The sequence below is a fragment of the Trichocoleus sp. ST-U2 genome, from assembly GCF_039961875.1.
GTDB lineage: Bacteria > Cyanobacteriota > Cyanobacteriia > Cyanobacteriales > FACHB-T130 > FACHB-T130.
The window spans coordinates 1-20,089 of sequence record NZ_JAMPJY010000030.1; the positions used below are offsets into that span (position 1 = coordinate 1).

Below are 20,089 nucleotides of genomic sequence, written 5' to 3' on the forward strand. Positions count from 1 at the left end.
GCCGCTAAATTGGCAAGTCATACCTTACGATTGTTACTCAAACGGCGCTTTGCCATTGATGTGTTAACTTTTCGTCAAGCTGGTGCTTGTTCCTCATAATTCACATTAAGCGTAACTTTGAAAAAGAAAGCAATTATCGGCGAGTGCGCTGAACGCCGTAAGTAATCCCACTCGCAATTGAAAGCAAAATTAATATCCAGATAACGCCGCCAGGGATGAACGTGAGAATTCCAAATCCTCGCAACAGATACACCGCAATTGTCAGCCCTACAACACTGGCAAAAATAGAAGAAATCAGGGTTTCAGGGTTAGGAGTTTGGCTCACAGACTCGACCAAATAAATGGTTAAAACAGAATATTGCCATCGGCTACGTCCGCCCAAGCTGCGAATGCCGCCGAGGATACCAGCAACCAAGGTAAAGAGAACTAACGCCCAGATGACGTAGTCAGGAAGCTGCTTCAGAACGCCCGATCCTTTCAGAACCACGATAATCGCTGTAATCACTAAAGCAATGCCAGCGATACAACAAAATTGCGGTGCCTGGGTTGGGAGAGCGACTCACGTTCCTTGGCTCCTGACATGCTTGAGGAATTATGGTCATCATTGTTACATACTGAGTTGCTGAAACAGCGATGTAGGATCAAATTAGGAGATTAGCCAACATACCTTGCCTTCCACGTCCGAGACAAGCTGTGTTAGCTTGACATCGAATTACTATTGATTGAGGAGTAGCTGAGTCAGTATGAGTATACTTTTTCCGTCGGACTCGATGGATGCCGCCTCAGACTTGTCGCTGAGCAAGAGATACTCAACGGCGCTTTTGCAAGGTGAGATTTTGATAGAAACGCAAATGCGTTCTACTTGGGGAGGGGCTGTTACTGCCCAAATGTATTTGCCAATCGAGCGATCGCGCGTTTGGCAACAAGTGACAGACTATCCCCGTTGGGTGCAATATTTCCCAGATGTTACTCACTCTGAGGTACTGCACTCCAACGTCTCCTCGCCTGTTGGCTTACCGGAAGGGACGAGTTCCAAGAGTGTTTACCAAGTTGCCACGAAAACTTTCCTGTTTCTCAGTCTTCAGGTTGAGGCTTATCTGAGTGTGTCTGAGATCGTGCAGCAGGAAATTCATTTTCGCTTGGAAAAAGGTACTTTTACCGATTTCTGTGCTGACTTAAGTTTGCAAGATTACGAGAATGGCACTTTGCTCACCTATACAGTAAAAGCAACGCCCAATATCCCAGTGCCGTCAATTTTCATCGAACAGGCAATGCAGCTAGAACTGCCTGTGAATATGCGAACTATGCGCCAGGTGATGTGCGGCAGTTAAAAGAGGCGATCGCGTTTAGTTCTAAATGCACCTAAATTATCGGGGATAACGATACCAGGCAGAATTCTTCATCGGATATCTGTCTGGTATAAAGTAGCACTGTTTAAGTCAGCCCCAAGCAAGTTTGCATTTCTCAGCTTGGCACCTGTCAAGTTTGCAAATCTCAAAGTCGCTTTTTGCAGGTCAGCACCTTCTAAGTTGGCATCCGTTAAGCGCGTAAATCTTAGGATGGCATTTTGTAAGTTAGCGTTTCTGAGCTGGGCGCGATCTAAGTCCGCTACGTATAAGTTAGCACCAGCCAGATTGGCTCCGGTTAGGTTGGCTTTCCTTAAGTTAGCCCGTTGCAGGTTCGCTTCTCTCAAGTCGGCACCGCTTAAATCAGCACCGGAAAGGTCGCACCCTACGCATTCTTTCGTTTCCAGCAATCGTTTGACGTGCCCCATATTTGCCGCTTGTACGGGCGTCGCCAGCGATAGCGGCACCGATAAAGCGGCGGCAACCAGTATTGTGAGTTTCATGACGTTTTTCGCCTCCTAAGCTTATTATCCAGCGAGGCGTTATCTCTGAGGAGAAAGAAAACCGCCACATTTGTCTATCCAATTGGGTTGGTTGAATCATTTAAAACTGTTTCTTATATGACGTTTGCAATAAACATTAAAAATTTAATAAATTTTTAATACTAAAAATACAAACAAAAGTTTCGGTTATCAAAAGCTAAAAAATTTATAAATTCGTTACGCTTCTTGACGATTTGGTGTAATTTTAAATAAGGAAAAATATCTTAAAATCTATACAAAGGTGGATTGCTTGCAGTCCAGATCAAGGGCAAAAAAAGGAACCCTTTAAAAATGCGGTTAGGAATTGGTAAATCCTCTCGATTAAAGGAAGTTTATAAACCCATCTTCAGACGCGAGGCGAGCTAATTGCGGCAAGTTTTAATTAACTTACTTCGCAATGCAGTCAAGTTTACAGAAATTGGCGTTATAACTTTCAAAGTGGGCTACCAAACGGAGAGAACCCAGTTTCAGGTGGCAGATACAGGAATTGGTATTGCACCGGATGCAAAAGGAACGGGATTAAAATTGGCAATTCGCTGTCAATTAGTTCAACTGATGAGTGGCGCATTCAAAGTCAAGAGTACCCTCCGCCTGCCAAGGAAATCGCAGACTTGCTCGATCTAGGCAAGGAAAGACGATTTTAGAGGCGTCGTAGAGCGATCGCTTACCTTGAGGGGTTGGATCGGTAGTTGATTCCGTATACTACCCATTTTGTCAATTCGGTAAGGTTTTAAAGAGAAACAAGTCTTATAGTTTATTACAGAATTTAAGAGGTATGAATGAGTGTTGATACGGTTGAAAAAGGAGTTATCTTAATCGTTGATGACACTCCTACCAATTTGGGAATGCTGTTCGATTTCCTGGCTCATTCCGGCTTCCAAGTTTTAGTGGCTGAAGATGGCGAAAGTGCAATTGAAAGTGCCGAGTATGCTTCACCCGACCTAATTTTGTTAGATGTACTCATGCCCGGAATAGATGGGTTTGAAACTTGCCGCCGCCTAAAAGCGAATCAAGTAACTCAAGATATTCCCGTAATTTTTATGACCGCGCTGAGTGAGACAGTGGATAAGGTCAAAGGGTTGAATCTTGGGGCGGTAGATTACATTACTAAACCGCTCCAGCATGAAGAAGTTTTAGCCCGTGTCAGCATCCACCTACGCCTGCGTTGCTTGACCAAAAAACTGATAGACCAAAATATACGTTTAGAACAGGAGATATGCGAACGCAAACAAGCAGAAGCAGAACGAGAGCAAGCATTTATAGCGCTCCAGGAAAGCGAAGCTCGATTTAGATGCTTGGTTGAATCGAATATCATTGGGATTATTTTCGCAGATTTTCGGGGCAATATTACCGAAGCGAATGATGCCTTTCTACAAATGGTGGGATATGAGCGGGAGGAACTGCCAACGGGAGGTTTGCGTTGGGATGAAATTACTCCGCCCGAATATCGCCATTTAGACGAAGACGCGATCGCACAATTCCTCAGTTCTGGCGTTTGTACTCCCTACGAGAAAGAATTTATTTCCAAAGATGGTCGCCGCATTCCAGTGATGATTGGTGCAGCACTGATGGAACCATCTCAACCAAACGTTGTCGGTTTTGTCCTTGACATTACCGAGCGCAAACAGGCAGAGCGGAAAATCCAAGAACAAGCGGCTTTGCTTGATATTACAACCGATGCAATTCTCGTCCGAGATTTGAACAACCAAATCCTATTTTGGAACAAAGGGGCTGAATGTTTGTACGGATGGAAGACAGAAGAAGTTTTTGGCAAGAATGCTAATCAACTTTTATACAAAGAGCTTTCACCGGAAATTCAAGAAAAGCAGAATATTCTTGCCCAAGAAAACGAGTGGCAGGGTGAATTACATCAAGTTACAAAAGACGGCAAAAATATTATCGTTGCGAGTCGCTGGACTCTGGTTCGGGATGAAGGAGAACAACCCAAATTTATTTTGACAGTTAATACTGATATTACAGAGAAAAAACAACTCGAAGCCCAATTTCTTCGGGCACAGCGTATGGAGAGTATCGGTACTCTGGCAAGCGGGATTGCCCACGATCTCAACAATGCCTTAGCGCCTGTATTAATGTCTGTTCAAATTTTGGAACATAAACTTCAGGATGAGCAGAGTCGGCAAATCCTAAAAACACTAGAAACCAATACTAACCGAAGTGCCGATCTCGTTAAACAAGTGCTGTCGTTTGCGCGAGGAGTCGAAGGGAAGCGAACCACCTTGCAAGTAAGGCACATTATTAAAGAAATTGAGCAGATTGTTAAGCAGACATTTTCTAGAGCGATTGAAATCCGCACCGATATCCCGATGCTCGATCTTTGGACTATTTCTGGGGATGCGACTCAGCTGCACCAAGTATTGATGAATCTCTGTGTAAATGCTAGGGATGCGATGCCAAACGGGGGAACTTTAGAGCTTTGTGCCAGGAATTTGTGGGTTGAAGAACACTATGCCCGGATGAATCTTGATGCTAAGGTTGGCCCTTACGTTGTCATTACTGTATCCGATACAGGGATGGGAATCTCAAGGGAAATAATAGATAGAATCTTCGAGCCATTTTTCACCACAAAAGAGATAGGACAAGGTACTGGCTTAGGTCTTTCAACGGTGATGGGTATCGTTAAAAGTCACGGTGGATTTGTGCAGGTACTTAGCGAAGTGGGGCAAGGAACGCAGTTTTATATTTACTTACCCGTAACGCAGGCAACGATAACAGATGACATGAAAAATGTGCATCATGAATTGCCTAGAGGACAAGGAGAATTAATTCTCGTTGTTGATGACGAATATTCCATTCGCGAGCTTACGAAAATTTCTCTAGAAACCTATAATTACAAAGTTTTAACCGCTAATGATGGAGTGGAGGCATTGGTGCTATATGCAGAACACAAGCAAGATATTAACGCTGTATTAGTCGATATGATGATGCCAGCTATGGATGGGATAACGACTATTCGGGCTTTGCAAAAAATCAATCCTCAGGTCAAGATTATTGCAGTTAGCGGACTTACATCTAATTACCAGATAACTGAAATCGCTGGAAATAACGTCAAAACATTTTTACCAAAGCCCTACACCTCAGAGGAATTGTTGAAAAATATACAGGTGGTTCTTGGTAAAAATTAGAAGGTTTTGTTTTTCTATGATTGCCAATGTTTCAGATACCCGACTTTTTAAAAAAGTCGGGTATCTCGCTTTCACGTTGCAGCTCAATTTTATCTAATGCCCAAAGAATTTACTAGAAGCGATCGCGCTTTACATCAGTTCTCGCCCAGTTAATCGCGCTTTACATCAGTTCTTACCCAGCTAATCGCGCTGCCAAATCTTGATAGTCTTGTCCTCGCTGCCACTGGCTAAAGCCTGTCCATCCGGGCTAAAGGCGACGGAACAAACTGAATTTGAATACCCAGTGAGGCTGTAAATCAGCTTACCAGTCTCCGAGTGCCAAATCTTAATAGTCTTATCCTCGCTGCCACCGGCTAAGGTCTGCCCATCCGGGCTAAAAGCGACGGAAGAAACCGAATTTGAATATCTAGTGAGGCTGTGAATCACCTTACCAGTCTCCAAGTGCCAAATTTTGATAGTCTTATCTCCACTAGCACTAGCAAGAGTCTGCCCATCTGGACTAAAAGCAACAGAATAAACCCGGCTTAAATGCCCTGTGAGAGTCTGAATCAGCTTGCCACTGCCCACCTGCCACAGCTTGATAGTGTAATCCTGACTGCAACTGGCAAGACTTTGCCCGTCCGGACTAAAGGCAACGGAAAAAATATAGTCTAAGTGCCCCGTAAAATCGCGAATCAGCTTGCCACTGCCCACCTGCCACAGCTTCATGGTTTTGTCCCCACTACCACTAGCTAGAGTCTGCCCATCCGGACTAAAAACAACAGAATGAACCCACCTTGAATGCCCCGTGAAAGTGCGAATCAGCTTGCCGCTGTCCACTTGCCACAGTTTAATAGTGCTGTCGCCACTACCACTGGCAAGAGTCTGCCCATCTGGACTGATAGCTATAGAACGAACCCAACTTGAATGCCCGGTGAGAGTATGAATCAGCTTGCCACTGTCCACCTGCCACAGCTTAATGGTTTTGTCATTGCTGCCACTGGCAAGAGTCTGCCCATTCGGACTGATAGCTATAGAACGAACCCAGCTTGAATGCCCTATGAGGGTGTGGACACATCTCCAATTCTGAGATTTTGGCGGTGGTGGGGTAGATACAGCATTTAAGTCTTTCAAAACTTCAGCGGCTGATTGATAGCGTTCTTTCACATAATCTTTCAGCAACTTATCCAAAACTTGACTCAGTTGGCTGCTGACATTTTTCCCTTTTTCCCTCAGATGCTCTTTCCATAGCCAGCAGCCCTCTAATGGATCGTAAAGTTCATCAAGCTTGGTTGCTGTCAGCAGATGAATACAGGTAACGCCTAAACTGTATAAGTCACTGGCTGGATAAGCTTTACCGCTGCGAAATTGTTCGATGGGTGCGTAGCCTTCTGTGCCAGCTTTTGTGCCTGTTTTAGTTAAACCAGTGCCGACTGTTAATTTTTTGGAAATGCCAAAATCAATTAGGACGAATTTGCCATCTCTTTTACGTTTAATAATATTCGTCGGCTTGATATCCCGGTGAATCACCTGATGTTCGTGGACAAATTGCAGCACCGGCAATAAATCATTTAATAAATCTCGAATTTGCTCTTCTGTGAATGCTTGCTGCCGTTCCAAGTTTTGACCTAATTCCTGCCCTTCGATATATTGCTGCACCAGATACAGGCGTTTATCTTGCTCGAAATAGGCAAATAAACTAGGAATTTGTGGATGTTGTTCTCCCAGTTGCAGTAGCTGCCTCGCTTCTTGCTCAAATAGCTGGGTTGCCTTCTGCATCGCCGCTGAATTGCCTTGAATTTCTGGCACTGGCAAAAATTGCTTAATTACACAAGGCGCTTTCAGCCTGTCTACGTCTTCAGCCAAGAAAGTTTTACCAAATCCACCCTCACCCAGAGGCGCGATCGCGCGGTATCGATCCTTGAGCAGTAACTTCGTTCCGCAACTTGTACAAAAGTTTGTGCCAACAGGGTTTTGAGGCTTGTTGCAACCTGAATTCAGGCAATAGCTCATAGACAGAAAATCGGCAGATTGCGTCTATGATAAAGCTTTTTGTGGAGCGGATATCTCTCCTGTATATAATTACTCATAATTTTAGAAAATACAAACATTCCCTCAATTCTTTATATTATGGAATCTGTACCGTTTCTGCTCGTAAATGACCAATCAATTTCCCTTGAACAAGCTCTAAAATACCTGCAATTCTCTGGTAAAATTACTTCTTTTATCGGAGAAATTCTCCGGCAGTATGTTATAGAACAACAACTACAAGCACTCGATATAGATATTAGCTTGGCGGCAATTGAGCAAGCAGTGATTGATTTTCGCTTACAACGAAATCTAGCAGATCCCAAGAGTTTTCAAGAATGGCTAGTTCGCAACGGAATCAACTACGAAACGTTCCATGATCAGGTAAAATCCGGTTTTCAGTTAACCAAGCTCAAAACTCAGATTGCAGAGCCGAAACTGCAAGAATATTTCATTGAACGCAAGCTATTCCTGGATCGGGTTGTACTCTCTCGTCTTGTGGTAGCCCAACAAGAATTAGCTGAAGAATTATATAGTCAAATTGAAGAGGGAGCCAGCTTTGAACAATTAGCTCAAGAGTATTCTCTCACAGATGATCGGATTGTAAATGGAATGATGGGGCCAGTCAGCCGAGGAACGCTTCCAGACCAAATCCGAGCCGCGATTGATACCGCGAGTCCAGGGCGGTTATTAGAGCCATTAAAACTCGAAGAACGTTGGGCTTTGTTTCGAGTTGAGAAATTCCTGCCAGCTTCGTTAGAAGATAATCAGCTAAAGGAAGCACTACAAAATGAACTTTTTGAGCAATGGCTAGCACAGAAAATTCAAACCTTAACGGTCAAACTGCAAATCAGTTGAGTAGTGTTGAAATCGCTAGGAATTTGCCTTGGAATATTCCACCTCTGAGCTTGCTGACATCCGAACAGCAAGCAAAATTCCAAACGCAAGCCGAAATCTGTTCCTACAGGTTAGGGGAAAAAATTTGGTCTAAAGATTGTCCGGGCAACCAGTTTTTAATTGTGTCTGGAAAGGTGCGTTTGCGGGAAGAAGGAGTAGCGAAACCGCTGGCAACTTTAGAGGCGGGAGATTGGTTCGGCGACTTGCAGCAATTCCTGGGATTCAAAGCGATCGCCTCTAGCAAAGAAGTTGTGGTAGTGCGTTGGGATACGGCGTTATGGAACGAAGCTTCATCACCAGAACTCAATAGCTTTTGGAAGCAATCTAGCGGTGTGAAATCTAGCGGCGAAGAGACAAAGGTAGAAACCGAAACGAGAATACCTGTTAGTAATTATCCCTTTGTTTCTAGCCCTAACTCAGCAGCTGCCTGCTTAACAATGGTGGCACAATATTTACAAAATCCAGCATCTCTAGAGTGGATACAACGTCAGATCCGAGGACAACGCCCGAAACATCTTGTAGAAGCGAGTGAGAAAATAGGGCTACATCTGCGACGCTTGGTAGTATCTGGGCGCGAATTGCAGCAGCTATCTTTTCCCGCTTTGTTGCATTGGAATCAGGAACATTGGGTGGTGGTATACGAGGTAAAAGGCGATCGCCTCATCATCGCTAACCCCCTCAACCCCAGTCAAACTTGCGAAAGTATTCCTTTGCCCTCACTTGAAACTGCTTGGGATGGGCAACTGTGGCAAGTTGAACTAATTCAGCGACAAGACAAATTTAACCTCAGTTGGTTCTTACCGGCAGTTTGGCGTTACCGGGGTTTACTGGGAGAAGTGCTGGTTGCGTCTTTCACCTTGCAGCTTTTGGGTTTAGCGACGCCAATCATTACTCAGGTGATTATTGACAAGGTGATGGTGCAGGAAAGTCTGCCGACTTTGGACGTGATGGCGATCGCGCTTTTGAGCGTTGCTATCTTTGAGGCGATTCTAGGCATCTTGCGGCTATTCATCTTTACCCACACTGCACGACGCTTAGACCTTAGTTTATCTGCTCAATTGTTTCGCCACTTGATGCGGCTACCACTAGCTTATTTTGAGTCTCGCCGCGTTGGAGATACGGTAGCGCGAGTACAAGAACTGGAAAATATTCGCCAATTTCTCACCGGAACGGCGTTAACTGTCATCTTAGATAGCATCTTTGCCGTTGTCTACCTGGCGCTGATGTTTTACTACAATGTCAAGCTTACCTTCGTTGCCTTGGCAGTGATTCCGTTATTTGCAATGTTGACATTGGTGGCGACGCCAATTCTCCGGAACTGGTTGAATGAAACCTTTAACCGCAGTGCGGATAGCCAATCGTTTCTTGTAGAGACGGTGACGGGAATCCATGCAGTGAAGGCGCATGCAGCCGAAGGAACCGCACGCGATCGCTGGGAAGGTTTATTTGCCCGCTTCATCCGCACCGGCTTTAAAGCTTCTACCACCTCCAATATTAGTAACAATATCGGTGACTTTCTGACTAATTTTTCCAACTTACTCATTCTCTGGTTTGGAGCTGCGCTAGTCATCAACCATCAGCTCACAATTGGTCAGCTAGTTGCTTTTCAAATGCTGGCGGGAAGAATGACCGGGCCACTTTTACGGTTAGTGCAATTGTGGCAAAATCTCCAACAAGTTTTACTTTCTGTAGACCGAATTGGAGATATTCTCAACGTAGCCCCCGAAGCCGAACCCGGATCGGGTCTAGTTCTTCCCCCGCTGAAAGGTAAAGTTACCTTCGATCGGGTTTTCTTCCGCTATCAATCCAATCAAGAAGCAATCCTGCGAGGAATTACCTTCACCGTTCAACCGGGAATGTTTGTCGGTATTGTCGGGCGAAGCGGCTCTGGAAAAAGTACCCTTTCTAAGCTTTTGCAACGACTTTATCCAATTGAATCAGGGCGGATTCTCATTGATGGGTTTGATATTAAAAGTGCTGATTTAGCATCCTTGCGACAACAAATTAGTGTAGTTATCCAAGAAGATTTTCTCTTCAACGGTTCAATCTTGGAAAATATTACTTTAGGAAATTCAGAGATTACCACCGAACAAGTTGTAGAAGCCGCACGATTAGCCGTCGCCGATGACTTTATCAGCGAATTAACCCACGGTTACGAGAATCCTGTCGGAGAACGAGGCACTGCTTTATCTGGCGGTCAGCGTCAGCGAATTGCCTTAGCTCGTTTATTCTTATCTCAAGCTCCTATTTTAATTCTCGACGAAGCAACCAGCGCCTTAGATAGCGAAACAGAGCAGCAAGTTTTACAAAATTTACAAGCGATTTCCCAAAACCGTACCGTTTTTATGATTGCCCACAGATTTGAGCCGCTCAAACGGGCAGATTTGATTTTTGTTCTGGAGAAAGGGGTACTAATGGAACAAGGAACTCATCTAGAATTGATGCAAAAAAAAGGGCTGTATTGGTCGCTTTATCAACGTCAGCAGCCATCCGTTTAAAGATTGCTAGAAATTATTCTACTTTCAAGTAATCCCCACAGTAGTCAGACTAAACGAGTGCCATGCTAAGGCAAACAAAATTGCAGCGATCGCGCCGATTAATGTATTGAGAAAATTCACTAATTCGTTGGTAAGCCAATCGTAGCGAGATTGCAGCGTAGCACCGATGACACTTTCCAAATTGGTCGCAATAAACGCTGCTACTATGCACCAAACCACCCCGATGAGATCGATCGTACCGACGCCCCAGCCAACACAAGCGATCGCAACCGATGCCACCACTCCAGCCATTGTCCCCTCTAAAGAAACCGCCCCTTCTGTTCCCCTGGCTACAGGTTGTAAGGTAGTAATCAAAAACGTCCGTTTACCATAAGCTTTCCCGACTTCGCTGGCGGTGGTATCCGAAAGTTTAGTGCTAAAACTCGCTACATAGCCCAGCAGTAAGAAAGGCACCCATTGGGGTTGCTCTAAATAACTCACCAGTAGCGTTCCCAAGGCGCATAGAGTGCCCGTGAGAGCGGAACCCCAGACATTCTCCGGTCCCCGCGCCCCAGAGCGTTTCTCGGCAATTCCTTCGGCTTCTTTTTGAGCCATGCCGATGCGCGTGACGGCAGAACCTACTAGAAAATAGAACATGACGACTACATATCCCCGCCAGCCGAGGGTACCCCAGATAATGACGCCCAGCGCCCAAGCGTGGAGGAATCCGGCGGGGGTCAGTAACTTTTTAGGGGCGAAATAGGCGAGCGCTAACAAAACTGTATTCAATCCCACTGCAACTAACCAGGGATTGAAAGAATTAATGGTAGAGAGCATCTGTAAAAATCTTGAATTCATAACACTCTTTCACAATACTCTCGCCCGTGAGAGAGGCGCAAAAAGGAACCCCAAGTGAAGGATGTATGTATTAGCGATATCACCCTTGATCTTCGCTTGCAAGTAAAGCGCCGCAGAAGCACAGCACTCAGAATATTACCGATGAACCCAACAATCTTTCATCTTGCTTTTCCCATCGCCGATGTTGCCCAAGCGAAAGCCTACTACGCTGATGGACTCGGCTGCCAAGTTGGGCGTGAAACCCGCGATGCCTTGATTCTGAATCTCTACGGTCATCAGCTGGTAGGTCACGTTAGCAAAGAACCGATTACCCCGCAACGAGGGATTTATCCCAGACACTTTGGGCTGGTTTTTACATCAATTGCTGACTGGGAAAGCTTGCTAGAACGGGCACAACAGCGACGGTTGCACTTTTATCAGCAGCCGAAACATCGCTTTCCCGGTCAACTCACCGAACATCGCACCTTCTTCCTCGAAGATCCGTTTTATAACCTGATAGAGTTCAAATATTACTCTCATGCCGAGGCAATTTTCGGGGTTCGGGAGTATGCCGAGATTGGCGATTCCCATTAGGAGACGCTACGCGATCGCGCTTCAGTGGTTCTAAAAGTGCCTTCTCCACAGCCTTAACCCCCTTAGCATCTGTAATCATCCACGGGTGCAGCAATACTGGCACCTGTAGATTTTGACCGACGGGCATTTCCGAACTATTCGGTGGCAGAATGATTAAATCAAAAGGCGTCCAGATCGAGGTGAAATTCACCTGTTCCAGCATCGCCACATCCCGATTCAAATCTTGTAGAAAAGCGCTATCAGGGCGCATCTGAACGCAGCCAAGCCCATTGTGAAAGTAGCCCGCCCACGTTCCGTGGTTGGGTGCTGATATGGTAATAAAACGCTGCACCCGGTTAATGCCCCCTAGTCGCTGCACGTAGTAGCGGCTAACGATGCCTCCCATACTGAAGCCGACCAAATCAAATGGTTGGTCGGGTGCAAAGGTCTTGGCAACGTAATCAGCAACCTGCTGTGCTAGAGAGTCCAGACCCATCGCACCATTATTGGGGGTGAGGCTGAGGTCGTATACAGACCAGCCTTGCTGTGCCAGGTAAGGAGCCATTTTATGGAATACAGCAGCCGTATCGTTGATGCCGTGAATTAGCAATACAGGATTGCGCTTAGGGGCACTGTTCATTTTGCCAGGAATTAATCTCATATAATCCCAGCTTAGACACGAGCGATCGCGGCTGGGGTTGGTTTAGGACAGCCTGTCGAGTGGCTGTGGCTTAAAATCTGAGATTAATGTAAATTCTTGCAACAAAAGAGCGTTTTCCAGAGCTAACTGGCTGGGTAACTGTACTTACTAAAACAAAATTTGTAAATTTTTGTAAAGAACTATCTGGGAATCTTGCGTTTGTCCGCCGTAAAACTTCATAATCCGATCTGGATCGCAAATTGCAACGATAGAAACGCTTTGTCCATATTGTAAAGCGGCTGCTTTCTGAGCTGAGCAGTTGAGCTTATCCTTGGCGATACCAGTCTTGCATCAAAAATAGAATAGCTTGCTCCAATGTTTCGGGAATCAGTCAACATCGTCATTTAAATCTCAGGAGTAATACTAAATGTTTGGTTTTATCAAAAAATTGTTGGGCGGCATTACTGCTTTCATTGGTGGAATTTTTGGCTCTAAGAAATCTGAAGGAAACGAGGCTGCTGCTCTTCCTCGTAAGAAGTCTGGTGGATACTACATGGAGCTAGAAGAGTCCAAAGACGCAAAACCAGCGGCGCAAGAGAGCCAGAAGAAGCCAGAACCAGTCAAAGCCCAAACATCAGAATCGAAGAAGCCGGAACCCGCGAAGGCATCTGCATCCGCTTCTAAATCTGCGTCTAATGGACAAAAAGATTCATCGAAGCCTCAAGCAACCCCAGAACTTGTAGGGGCTGCATCCAAGAATTCATCAAACTCTAAAGAAGTCTCAGAACCGAAAGAAATTGCTCAAAGACCCCCAGTAGAGCTAATTCAGACGGCTGAAGGTGTTGAGGCAGTGGTTGCTGAGAAACCAGCAGCACCGATTAACGGCAAGGGTCAAAGCCAATCCGATACCACGTTTGCTCCGAAATACTTGAATCCAATTTCTAGCTCTAATACTCGTCGGCGTCCCGGTCCCAGCATGAGCAACTTCATGGACATGGCGCGTCAGGTGAAAAAATAATTAAAAATTAAAAATTAGCAGGCTTGTTGTCTAATTTTTGATTTGCTTTTTAATTCTTTGACCCTCTGAGGAAAACCAGCCCACTGTACAGTTGGAAAGCTGGGTCCCAGAGGGTTTCTTCACGCCGAAATAAGTTGATATGAGATTTGAGACTTTTTAGAATTTCTGTGCGATCTAGGGCAGTTTGAGCAAAATCTGTAAAATCTGCCCAAATCGGCGTCTGGGGCAAATGTCCTTCTAGAAAATGAAGTAAATTGTTCCAATGACTGCGGTTGGTCGCTTGATTGGGTTGAGTCGGCTGTGGATTGAAGGAAATCCCCTGCCCAAACTGGTAGTTGCTATCGCAAAGGCGAAGAATACTGTGTCTGGAAGGAAGATGCAAGTCGATCAATTGGGCATAGTCTTGGGTTTGAGTTTTCCATTGCAGTTGGCGACGAGCATCTTGGTCGATGACTTCGCCAAAGATTGGTAAGAGTCCTTGCACTTGTTGTCTGACTTCTGACCAGTTGAAGGTCAGGGAACCTGTCTGACCGTGTTCGTTCTCGCAAACGACGCTAGGTGGGGAAGCTGAAAGGAAATGGCTGACGCGAAAAACGTTAAGTTTCCGAACATCTGCAAGGTTTGCCCAGAAGTTGGGAATTTCGGCTTGCTGCATCTGTTGACTGTAGAATCGCAGTTCTCCTACCGGACCAGTTCGGTACAACCGCCAGCCGCGACTGGGAAGTTGTAGCCGTGCGGTGTAAGGGTCTATCTGCACGATTCGAGCTAACTGTTGGGCGGCGACCTGTTTCTTTTCAGCGCTAACGGCTTCTAGAACTAAGACGCCTGGTTCTGTGTCTTCTGGGGCGGCGGTGGCTTGAGCGATCGCGTCTCGTCTTTTTTGTTGGGCGATCGCTTCTATACGTCCCAATCCTTGACGAGCTTGAGTCATAATCTTGGGATTGGTGGTTTCCCGTAGCAGTTGCCGATAGGCATTTTCTGCCGCCTCCAACTTGCCCGTTTCTTCGTACAGCCGTCCCACATAAAACTGTACTAAAGGATTTTGCGGCATCTGTTTTACCAGATGGTTGAGTAACCAGGCAACGGTTTTATAGTCTTTGCGCTCGAAAGCTTCCGCAAGTTGTTCAAGCATTACAGTAATTAAAAAAATAACAATTAAAAATTAAAAGTTGAAGCATCCTTCATTTCTAATTGTGCATTGAACCGTAGCTTAAATCTCTCTAATTTCTGATTCCCATGCCGCTGCTACCAGAGATAAGGCGACCATTGGGGCGGTGACGGCTCGCAGGACACGACGCCCTAGAGAAACGGGTTGGAAGTCAGCAGCGATCGCTTGTTCGACTTCTGCTGGTGTCCAGCCTCCCTCTGGCCCGATGGCAATGACAATCGTTCCTTGCCCTGGATTCTTCAGTTCATCTGCTGTACCTGAAAAACCTGACTCCCTAGCGCCCTTCCCTTGTAGGGAAAGGGGAGCCGGACTCCCCTCCCCTTGTAGGGGAGGGGTTGGGGGAGAGGTAGAGGTTTCTTGCGGGAATAGATGAATCAAGCAATCGAGTAAATGGGGAGAATCTCCACGAGCAACGCAGATATAATTCTTGTCTTTATCCTTGTTTTTTATCGAAGAACAATGACTCTTGAGCGAAGACAAAGCAGCAGAAAAGGAAACGGGTTCTAAAATTGTGGGGACGATTTGACGTTCTGATTGCTCTGCGGCTTCTTGGGCAATTCGCCGCCAGCGTTCGAGTTTCTGGGGACTGGGATTGGGCAGGGTGCGATCGCTCACGACGGGCGCGATCGCTACCACCCCTAGTTCGGTACTGTAGCGCACCACTTCATCAAAGCCGTTTTTTGGCAACGCAAGCATTAGCGTTATCGAGCAGGGCAACTCAGTTTGGACGGAAATCGGCTCTAGAAGCTGCCCCTGATTCGCCTCCAGCTTCGCCAGCCACCAGTGCCCTTGTCCATCCATTGCGATAAAGCGATCGCCCTCCCGCAACCGCAACACCCGACTGAGGTAATGCTGTTGTTCGGCAGTCAGGATAATTTGCTGGTTTTGAAATTGAGAGGGAGCGATCGCTAATCGTTGCAGCTGAGCCAATCTTTATCTCCCACTAACAGCAGACCTTTCTAATTTTATCGGACGGAACCTTCGTGGGTTTTAATTTCCACTTGGTGAAGGTCTACTGCTTTGGTGCCATCTACTTTGGCAGCAACCGCTTCGACATGGCTCAAAATTGATTGATCGGGTACAGAACCCGTGAGGATAATCGTGCCACCGTCTTGAGCGATTTCAAGAGTGTCAATATTTTTGAGGTTCGGCTCTTGATCAAATGCAGCAGCAACGCGCTTAGCTAATCCGTTAGCATCGTATTCCCCCTCAAAGCCCATGTATTCTGGCAATGTTGGAGGTTTATGCATCCCAGCCTTCTCACGCAACTCCCAATCATACTCACCCGTAAGTCCTGGACTCATTTGTTGTTCGACAGCCTGAGCGTCATGTTTGCTGTCTCCTTCTGTGCTGGTCTTCTGTTGTCCAAATTGCCTTTCTAACCAAGTCATAATTATTGTTTGCCTTCTAAGGATGTTTTATATTTTCTATTACACATCTATCCCAGTTCTGATTACATCCCTCGTCAGAAATCAGTCTTCAGATATAGGACAAATTACTGTTTTTTTAGCTAAACAATAAACCTAGCTTAGGTGCATTTGTCAACTAAAATTCTTTTAATTTAATAATATATATAGCCAGCCTAAATGGTTTCTAAAGGCGAGATACCCGACTTCTCTAAGAAGTCAGGTATCTGAACTGCTGGCATCTTACAGCTCAAATCAGATTGCTACTATATCACTAATTTAACATCCAGTAAAAAAATTAGACATACAAAATCTATTTTTATTTAGAAATTCTTAAAAAAATAAATTTTAGTAATTATTCAAGCAAAAAAATGACCAGCTATTAGCTTTACAATCTTTAAGGATTTAGAATTTTTTTAAAAGTCGTATCGGCAACTACGAGGAGTTATTTATTCGGTCAAGAAGCTATTGTTGCAAATCCTAAGAAATTGCCGCCCGAATCGGAAAGCCTGTACAGAGGGATAATGTCATAACCAACTTCTCAAACGTGGCATTTCAGGGGGCGAAGTAGAGTAAATTCACCCTGTAGGTAGGGTCAGACATCATGCTTGTAGATACGAATTCTAAAAAAATATTGATCGAGTGTGGGCAAAAAACAAGCCAAACCAGCACACTGGAGGGACTCCGCAAGTAATCCCGATAACATTGATGAAAGATTAAAATATTTACAATACATAGCATCTCAATTACATTACCAAGCCAGTAGAGGTGGATTGGTTCCTAAGAATTTTCAAAGTAACCCTGGAAGTTTTAGCTCATAAAGATGGTAACGCTGCCGAAAGAGAGGGGAAATGCTGGAAGAAGACCCTCCAGTAAAAGAATTGGAGTGCAACCCATGCAGACTGAACCGATCGCCGTATTGCTTGTGGAGGATAACCCTGGCGATGCCCGTCTCGTGCGGGAACTGCTGCGGGAAGTCAATGCTCCCCAGATAACGCTGATCCACGTTCAAACGCTCACAGAAGCCCTGGATTGCCTCGTCAGTTCAGAAGGGTTGAACGTTCAGAAGTTGAAGATTGAAAGGTTTAACCAACCAGCGAACCAGCAACCTTTTGAGCTGAAAGGCGATCGCCTCCCACTATCGATCGGGGTGATTTTGTTAGATTTATCGCTGCCAGATGCTCAGGGTTTAGAAACCGTCAGACGAGTCTGCAATGCTGTACCAGAAGTGCCGATTGTGGTGATGTCGGGGCTAGCCGATGAAGCGATCGCGCTTTCTGCTGTACAAGAAGGAGCGCAAGACTATCTCGTCAAAGGTCATGCCGATAGCCATCTGCTGCTCCGCACCGTGCGATATGCCATTGAGCGTCAGCGGATGCAGATACGACTCCAACAAACCCAGCGAGCCTTGCAGCAACAACTGGAGCGAGAAGCCTTAGTAAACCGCATCACGACTGCCTTAAATTCTAATCTCGATCCAAAATCAGTCGTTGATGAAATTGTCCGACAGACGGCAGTCCCGATGAGCTGCGATTTCTGCATGGTAGTCCGAGACTTGTCGGAATCAAACCGAGTTTACATTGAAGCGGAGTATTGGCCCCATTTATCAGATGCTGTAAAGCCGATTTCTCAATCGCCCCTACAAGGGACAACCCTGTCCGTAGAAGGCTGGGAAACGGTGCGAAGTGAGTTGCTCGAAAACCGTCCGGTAGCGATCATAAACACTACTGACTTTTGGTTGACCCCAGCCTACCAAGCGCTTTGTCCTGAGGCTAGACCAAGTGCGATGCTTCTATCTCCCATCTTCGTGAGGGAGCAATTTTACGGCTATCTAGTTGTCGGCTCGATCAAGCCGCGTCCGCCGTTCTTAGAATGGGAAATCCAACTGCTGCAACAGTTAGCTGGACAGACAGCGATCGCACTCTATAATGCCCACGAGCTTGAACAGCTAGAAAGCCTGGTTCAGGAGCGCACTCAGCAACTCGCTCAAGAAAAAACACTGCTGGAAGCCATTCTTGATTCCATTCAAGAGGGAATTACTGTCACTCAACCCGATGGTCAAATCGTGCTGTTAAACCGGGCGGCATTGCAGATATATGGTCTGGTCGGGAATGGTGTCACACCTACCTCCGCACCAGGCTCTGTGCCTCACGTCAAGAATTTCTTAACTAAATTAAAAGTCCGTCACCCCGATGGTTCCCGCCCTCGTCGGTCGGAGCTACCCCTTACAAGGGCACTTCAAGGGGAAGTTTTTACCGATCAGGAGCTGGTGGTACACGGTCTCAATGGAGAGCGCAAGTGGGTAAGTATCAATGGGGCGGCAATCCGCGATGACAGGGGGAAAGTCCTGCTGGCGGTCAATACGACGCGAGACATTACCGAGCGCAAACAAGCAGAAAAGGCGCTGCGGGAATCGGAAACCAAATTCCGGACGCTCTACGAATCAACCAGCGCGGCGGTGATGCTGTTGGATGAACAAGGATTTTTCGACTGCAACAGTGCAACCCTACACCTATTTGGCTGTAATGACTTGGAAGAGTTTTGCGGCAAACATCCCAGCACATTCTCACCACCAACTCAGCCCGATGGTCAAGATTCCCTGACTCTAGCTTGCGATCGCATCACCACTGCCCTCAAAGAAGGCAACTGTCGCTTTGATTGGATTCATCGGACGTTGGATGGTAAAGATTTTCCGGCAGAGGTGACGCTAACGGCAATCGAGCTGGACAACCGAAAAGTGCTGCAAGCGGTCGTGTATGACATTAGCGATCGCATGAACAAAGAAATCGAACTGCGGGAAGCAAAGGAAGCGGCAGAAGCGGGAAGTCGAGCAAAAAGTGAATTCCTTGCCACCATGAGCCACGAACTCCGAACGCCCCTTAACGCCATCTTAGGACTCTCTCACATCCTGCGGCAAGAAATTTTTGGCACAATCAATGAGAAACAGAAAGAGTATGTCACCTGCATTAATAACAGTGGCGAACATCTCCTATCGCTGATTAACGATATTCTTGACCTTTCTAAAGTCGAAGCAGGCAAAGAGAAACTCTGCCCGATGCCAATTATCGTGCCGAATTTGTGCGAATACATCGTTACGATTATGAGGGAACAAGCCTACGAACGAGGGCTACAACTCACCAGTCAAATTGACACAGAAATTGATGTTTGTGTCGCCGATGAACGACGTCTAAAGCAGATGTTATTGAATCTGCTATCGAATGCAATTAAGTTCACACCATCGGGTCAAGTTTCCCTAATTGTGCAAAAGCAGCCTGGATGCATTGCGTTTACCGTAGCGGATACGGGCATTGGTATTGCCCCTGAGAAGCTGTCATTATTATTTGAGCCATTTCGCCAATTGGACAGCGGACTGAACCGGCAGTTTGCTGGCACTGGTTTGGGGTTGTCACTGACTCGCAGTTTAGCCCGACTTCATGGTGGAGATGTGACGGTTTCCTCAACCCTAGGAAAAGGCAGTGAGTTTACTCTATATCTGCCCGATATGAGCAATGAATCAGTCTCCATCTATCAGTTTCCAAGCGAGGGGGGTGATTCTTCTTCATTGTCTTCTGGACTTAACAATGGCGAGTTAAAAGGCGAGTTAAAAGCCGCCGCCAACCCTTTTTCTATCCCTGGCAAAGGACGAATTCTAATTGTGGAAGACGATGAAAATAGTGGGTTGCTGTTGCAAGACTATCTCCAAGTCGTAGGCCATACCGTCGAACATTTGCTTGATGGGACGGATTTCCTCCAGCGGGTGCGAAACTTCCAGCCCGATCTGATTTTGTTGGATGTAAATTTACCCGGTGGATACAGCGGGTTAGATTTACTAAAAGACTTAAAACAGCAGCCGGAACTGGAAAGACTGCCAGTGGTAATGGTGACGGTAAATACAATGGCAGAAGATCGAGACCGTTTTCTAGAGGCTGGTGCTAATGATTATCTCAGCAAGCCGATAGGCATTCCTCAGTTGGAGTTAATTTTGATGAAACATCTCTGAAGAAGGCAAAAAGTAAAAGGCAAAAGCAAGAATTT

General features: G+C 45.9%; 16 protein-coding genes. 8 read left to right on the forward strand and 8 right to left on the reverse strand.

Annotated elements, in window-relative coordinates:
- Positions 1 to 133: 133 nt before the first annotated feature.
- Positions 134 to 325, reverse strand: a complete 192-nt coding sequence (locus NC996_RS18755; RefSeq protein WP_190412750.1) for a hypothetical protein — start codon at positions 323 to 325, stop codon at positions 134 to 136.
- Between the two features lie 418 nt (positions 326 to 743).
- Here NC996_RS18755 and NC996_RS18760 point away from each other — a divergent pair, with 418 nt between their 5' ends.
- A complete protein-coding gene (locus tag NC996_RS18760; RefSeq protein ID WP_190685362.1) occupies positions 744 to 1,331 on the forward strand; it encodes an SRPBCC family protein in 588 nt (195 codons plus the stop codon).
- A gap of 68 nt (positions 1,332 to 1,399) precedes the next feature.
- On the opposite strand, the gene NC996_RS18765 is transcribed toward NC996_RS18760, so the two are convergent.
- Positions 1,400 to 1,849, reverse strand: a complete 450-nt coding sequence (locus NC996_RS18765) for a pentapeptide repeat-containing protein (RefSeq protein ID WP_190685364.1) — start codon at positions 1,847 to 1,849, stop codon at positions 1,400 to 1,402.
- Positions 1,850 to 2,254: 405 nt separating this feature from the next.
- On the opposite strand from NC996_RS18765, the gene NC996_RS18770 reads away from it, so the two are divergent.
- Both NC996_RS18770 and NC996_RS18775 read left to right on the forward strand, forming a co-directional pair.
- Positions 2,255 to 2,512 (forward strand): ATP-binding protein, encoded by a 258-nt coding sequence (locus NC996_RS18770; protein ID WP_190439732.1) that lies wholly within the window; start codon positions 2,255 to 2,257, stop codon positions 2,510 to 2,512.
- 155 nt (positions 2,513 to 2,667) lie between these two features.
- The gene (locus NC996_RS18775; protein WP_190685367.1) at positions 2,668 to 5,031 is read left to right on the forward strand and encodes a response regulator; all 2,364 of its coding nucleotides are present in this window, start codon (positions 2,668 to 2,670) and stop codon (positions 5,029 to 5,031) included.
- A gap of 180 nt (positions 5,032 to 5,211) precedes the next feature.
- On the opposite strand, the gene NC996_RS18780 is transcribed toward NC996_RS18775, so the two are convergent.
- On the reverse strand, positions 5,212 to 7,023 hold the full coding sequence (locus tag NC996_RS18780; protein WP_190685370.1) for a serine/threonine-protein kinase: 1,812 nt from the start codon (positions 7,021 to 7,023) through the stop codon (positions 5,212 to 5,214).
- A gap of 117 nt (positions 7,024 to 7,140) precedes the next feature.
- Between NC996_RS18780 and NC996_RS18785 the strand changes: the two genes are divergently transcribed.
- Both NC996_RS18785 and NC996_RS18790 read left to right on the forward strand, forming a co-directional pair.
- Complete coding sequence (locus NC996_RS18785) at positions 7,141 to 7,896, forward strand: peptidylprolyl isomerase (protein ID WP_190685373.1); 756 nt, start codon at positions 7,141 to 7,143, stop codon at positions 7,894 to 7,896.
- Complete coding sequence (locus tag NC996_RS18790; protein WP_190685376.1) at positions 7,845 to 10,433, forward strand: peptidase domain-containing ABC transporter; 2,589 nt, start codon at positions 7,845 to 7,847, stop codon at positions 10,431 to 10,433. Before NC996_RS18785 ends, NC996_RS18790 begins: the two co-directional genes overlap by 52 nt.
- A gap of 24 nt (positions 10,434 to 10,457) precedes the next feature.
- On the opposite strand, the gene NC996_RS18795 is transcribed toward NC996_RS18790, so the two are convergent.
- The gene (locus tag NC996_RS18795; RefSeq protein WP_190685378.1) at positions 10,458 to 11,249 is read right to left on the reverse strand and encodes a TIGR00297 family protein; all 792 of its coding nucleotides are present in this window, start codon (positions 11,247 to 11,249) and stop codon (positions 10,458 to 10,460) included.
- Between the two features lie 162 nt (positions 11,250 to 11,411).
- Between NC996_RS18795 and NC996_RS18800 the strand changes: the two genes are divergently transcribed.
- Entirely contained in the window at positions 11,412 to 11,843 is a 432-nt protein-coding gene (locus tag NC996_RS18800) for a VOC family protein (protein WP_190685381.1), read from the forward strand.
- On the opposite strand, the gene NC996_RS18805 is transcribed toward NC996_RS18800, so the two are convergent.
- Positions 11,773 to 12,462, reverse strand: a complete 690-nt coding sequence (locus NC996_RS18805) for a triacylglycerol lipase (protein ID WP_190536241.1) — start codon at positions 12,460 to 12,462, stop codon at positions 11,773 to 11,775. The genes NC996_RS18800 and NC996_RS18805 overlap by 71 nt on opposite strands.
- A gap of 427 nt (positions 12,463 to 12,889) precedes the next feature.
- Here NC996_RS18805 and NC996_RS18810 point away from each other — a divergent pair, with 427 nt between their 5' ends.
- Positions 12,890 to 13,480: a hypothetical protein gene (locus tag NC996_RS18810; protein WP_190412739.1), complete on the forward strand. Its 591-nt coding sequence runs from the start codon at positions 12,890 to 12,892 to the stop codon at positions 13,478 to 13,480.
- 49 nt (positions 13,481 to 13,529) lie between these two features.
- Here the strand turns inward: NC996_RS18810 and NC996_RS18815 are convergent, their stop codons facing one another.
- The 3 genes from NC996_RS18815 to NC996_RS18825 form a co-directional block, all read right to left on the reverse strand.
- The gene (locus tag NC996_RS18815) at positions 13,530 to 14,612 is read right to left on the reverse strand and encodes a tetratricopeptide repeat protein (protein ID WP_190685384.1); all 1,083 of its coding nucleotides are present in this window, start codon (positions 14,610 to 14,612) and stop codon (positions 13,530 to 13,532) included.
- Between the two features lie 78 nt (positions 14,613 to 14,690).
- On the reverse strand, positions 14,691 to 15,578 hold the full coding sequence (locus NC996_RS18820) for an RsmE family RNA methyltransferase (RefSeq protein ID WP_190685386.1): 888 nt from the start codon (positions 15,576 to 15,578) through the stop codon (positions 14,691 to 14,693).
- Positions 15,579 to 15,613: 35 nt separating this feature from the next.
- Positions 15,614 to 16,039, reverse strand: coding sequence for a BON domain-containing protein (locus tag NC996_RS18825; RefSeq protein ID WP_190685389.1), 426 nt, complete (start codon positions 16,037 to 16,039; stop codon positions 15,614 to 15,616).
- Positions 16,040 to 16,949: 910 nt separating this feature from the next.
- Here NC996_RS18825 and NC996_RS18830 point away from each other — a divergent pair.
- On the forward strand, positions 16,950 to 20,054 hold the full coding sequence (locus tag NC996_RS18830; RefSeq protein WP_190685392.1) for a response regulator: 3,105 nt from the start codon (positions 16,950 to 16,952) through the stop codon (positions 20,052 to 20,054).
- Positions 20,055 to 20,089: the final 35 nt, after the last annotated feature.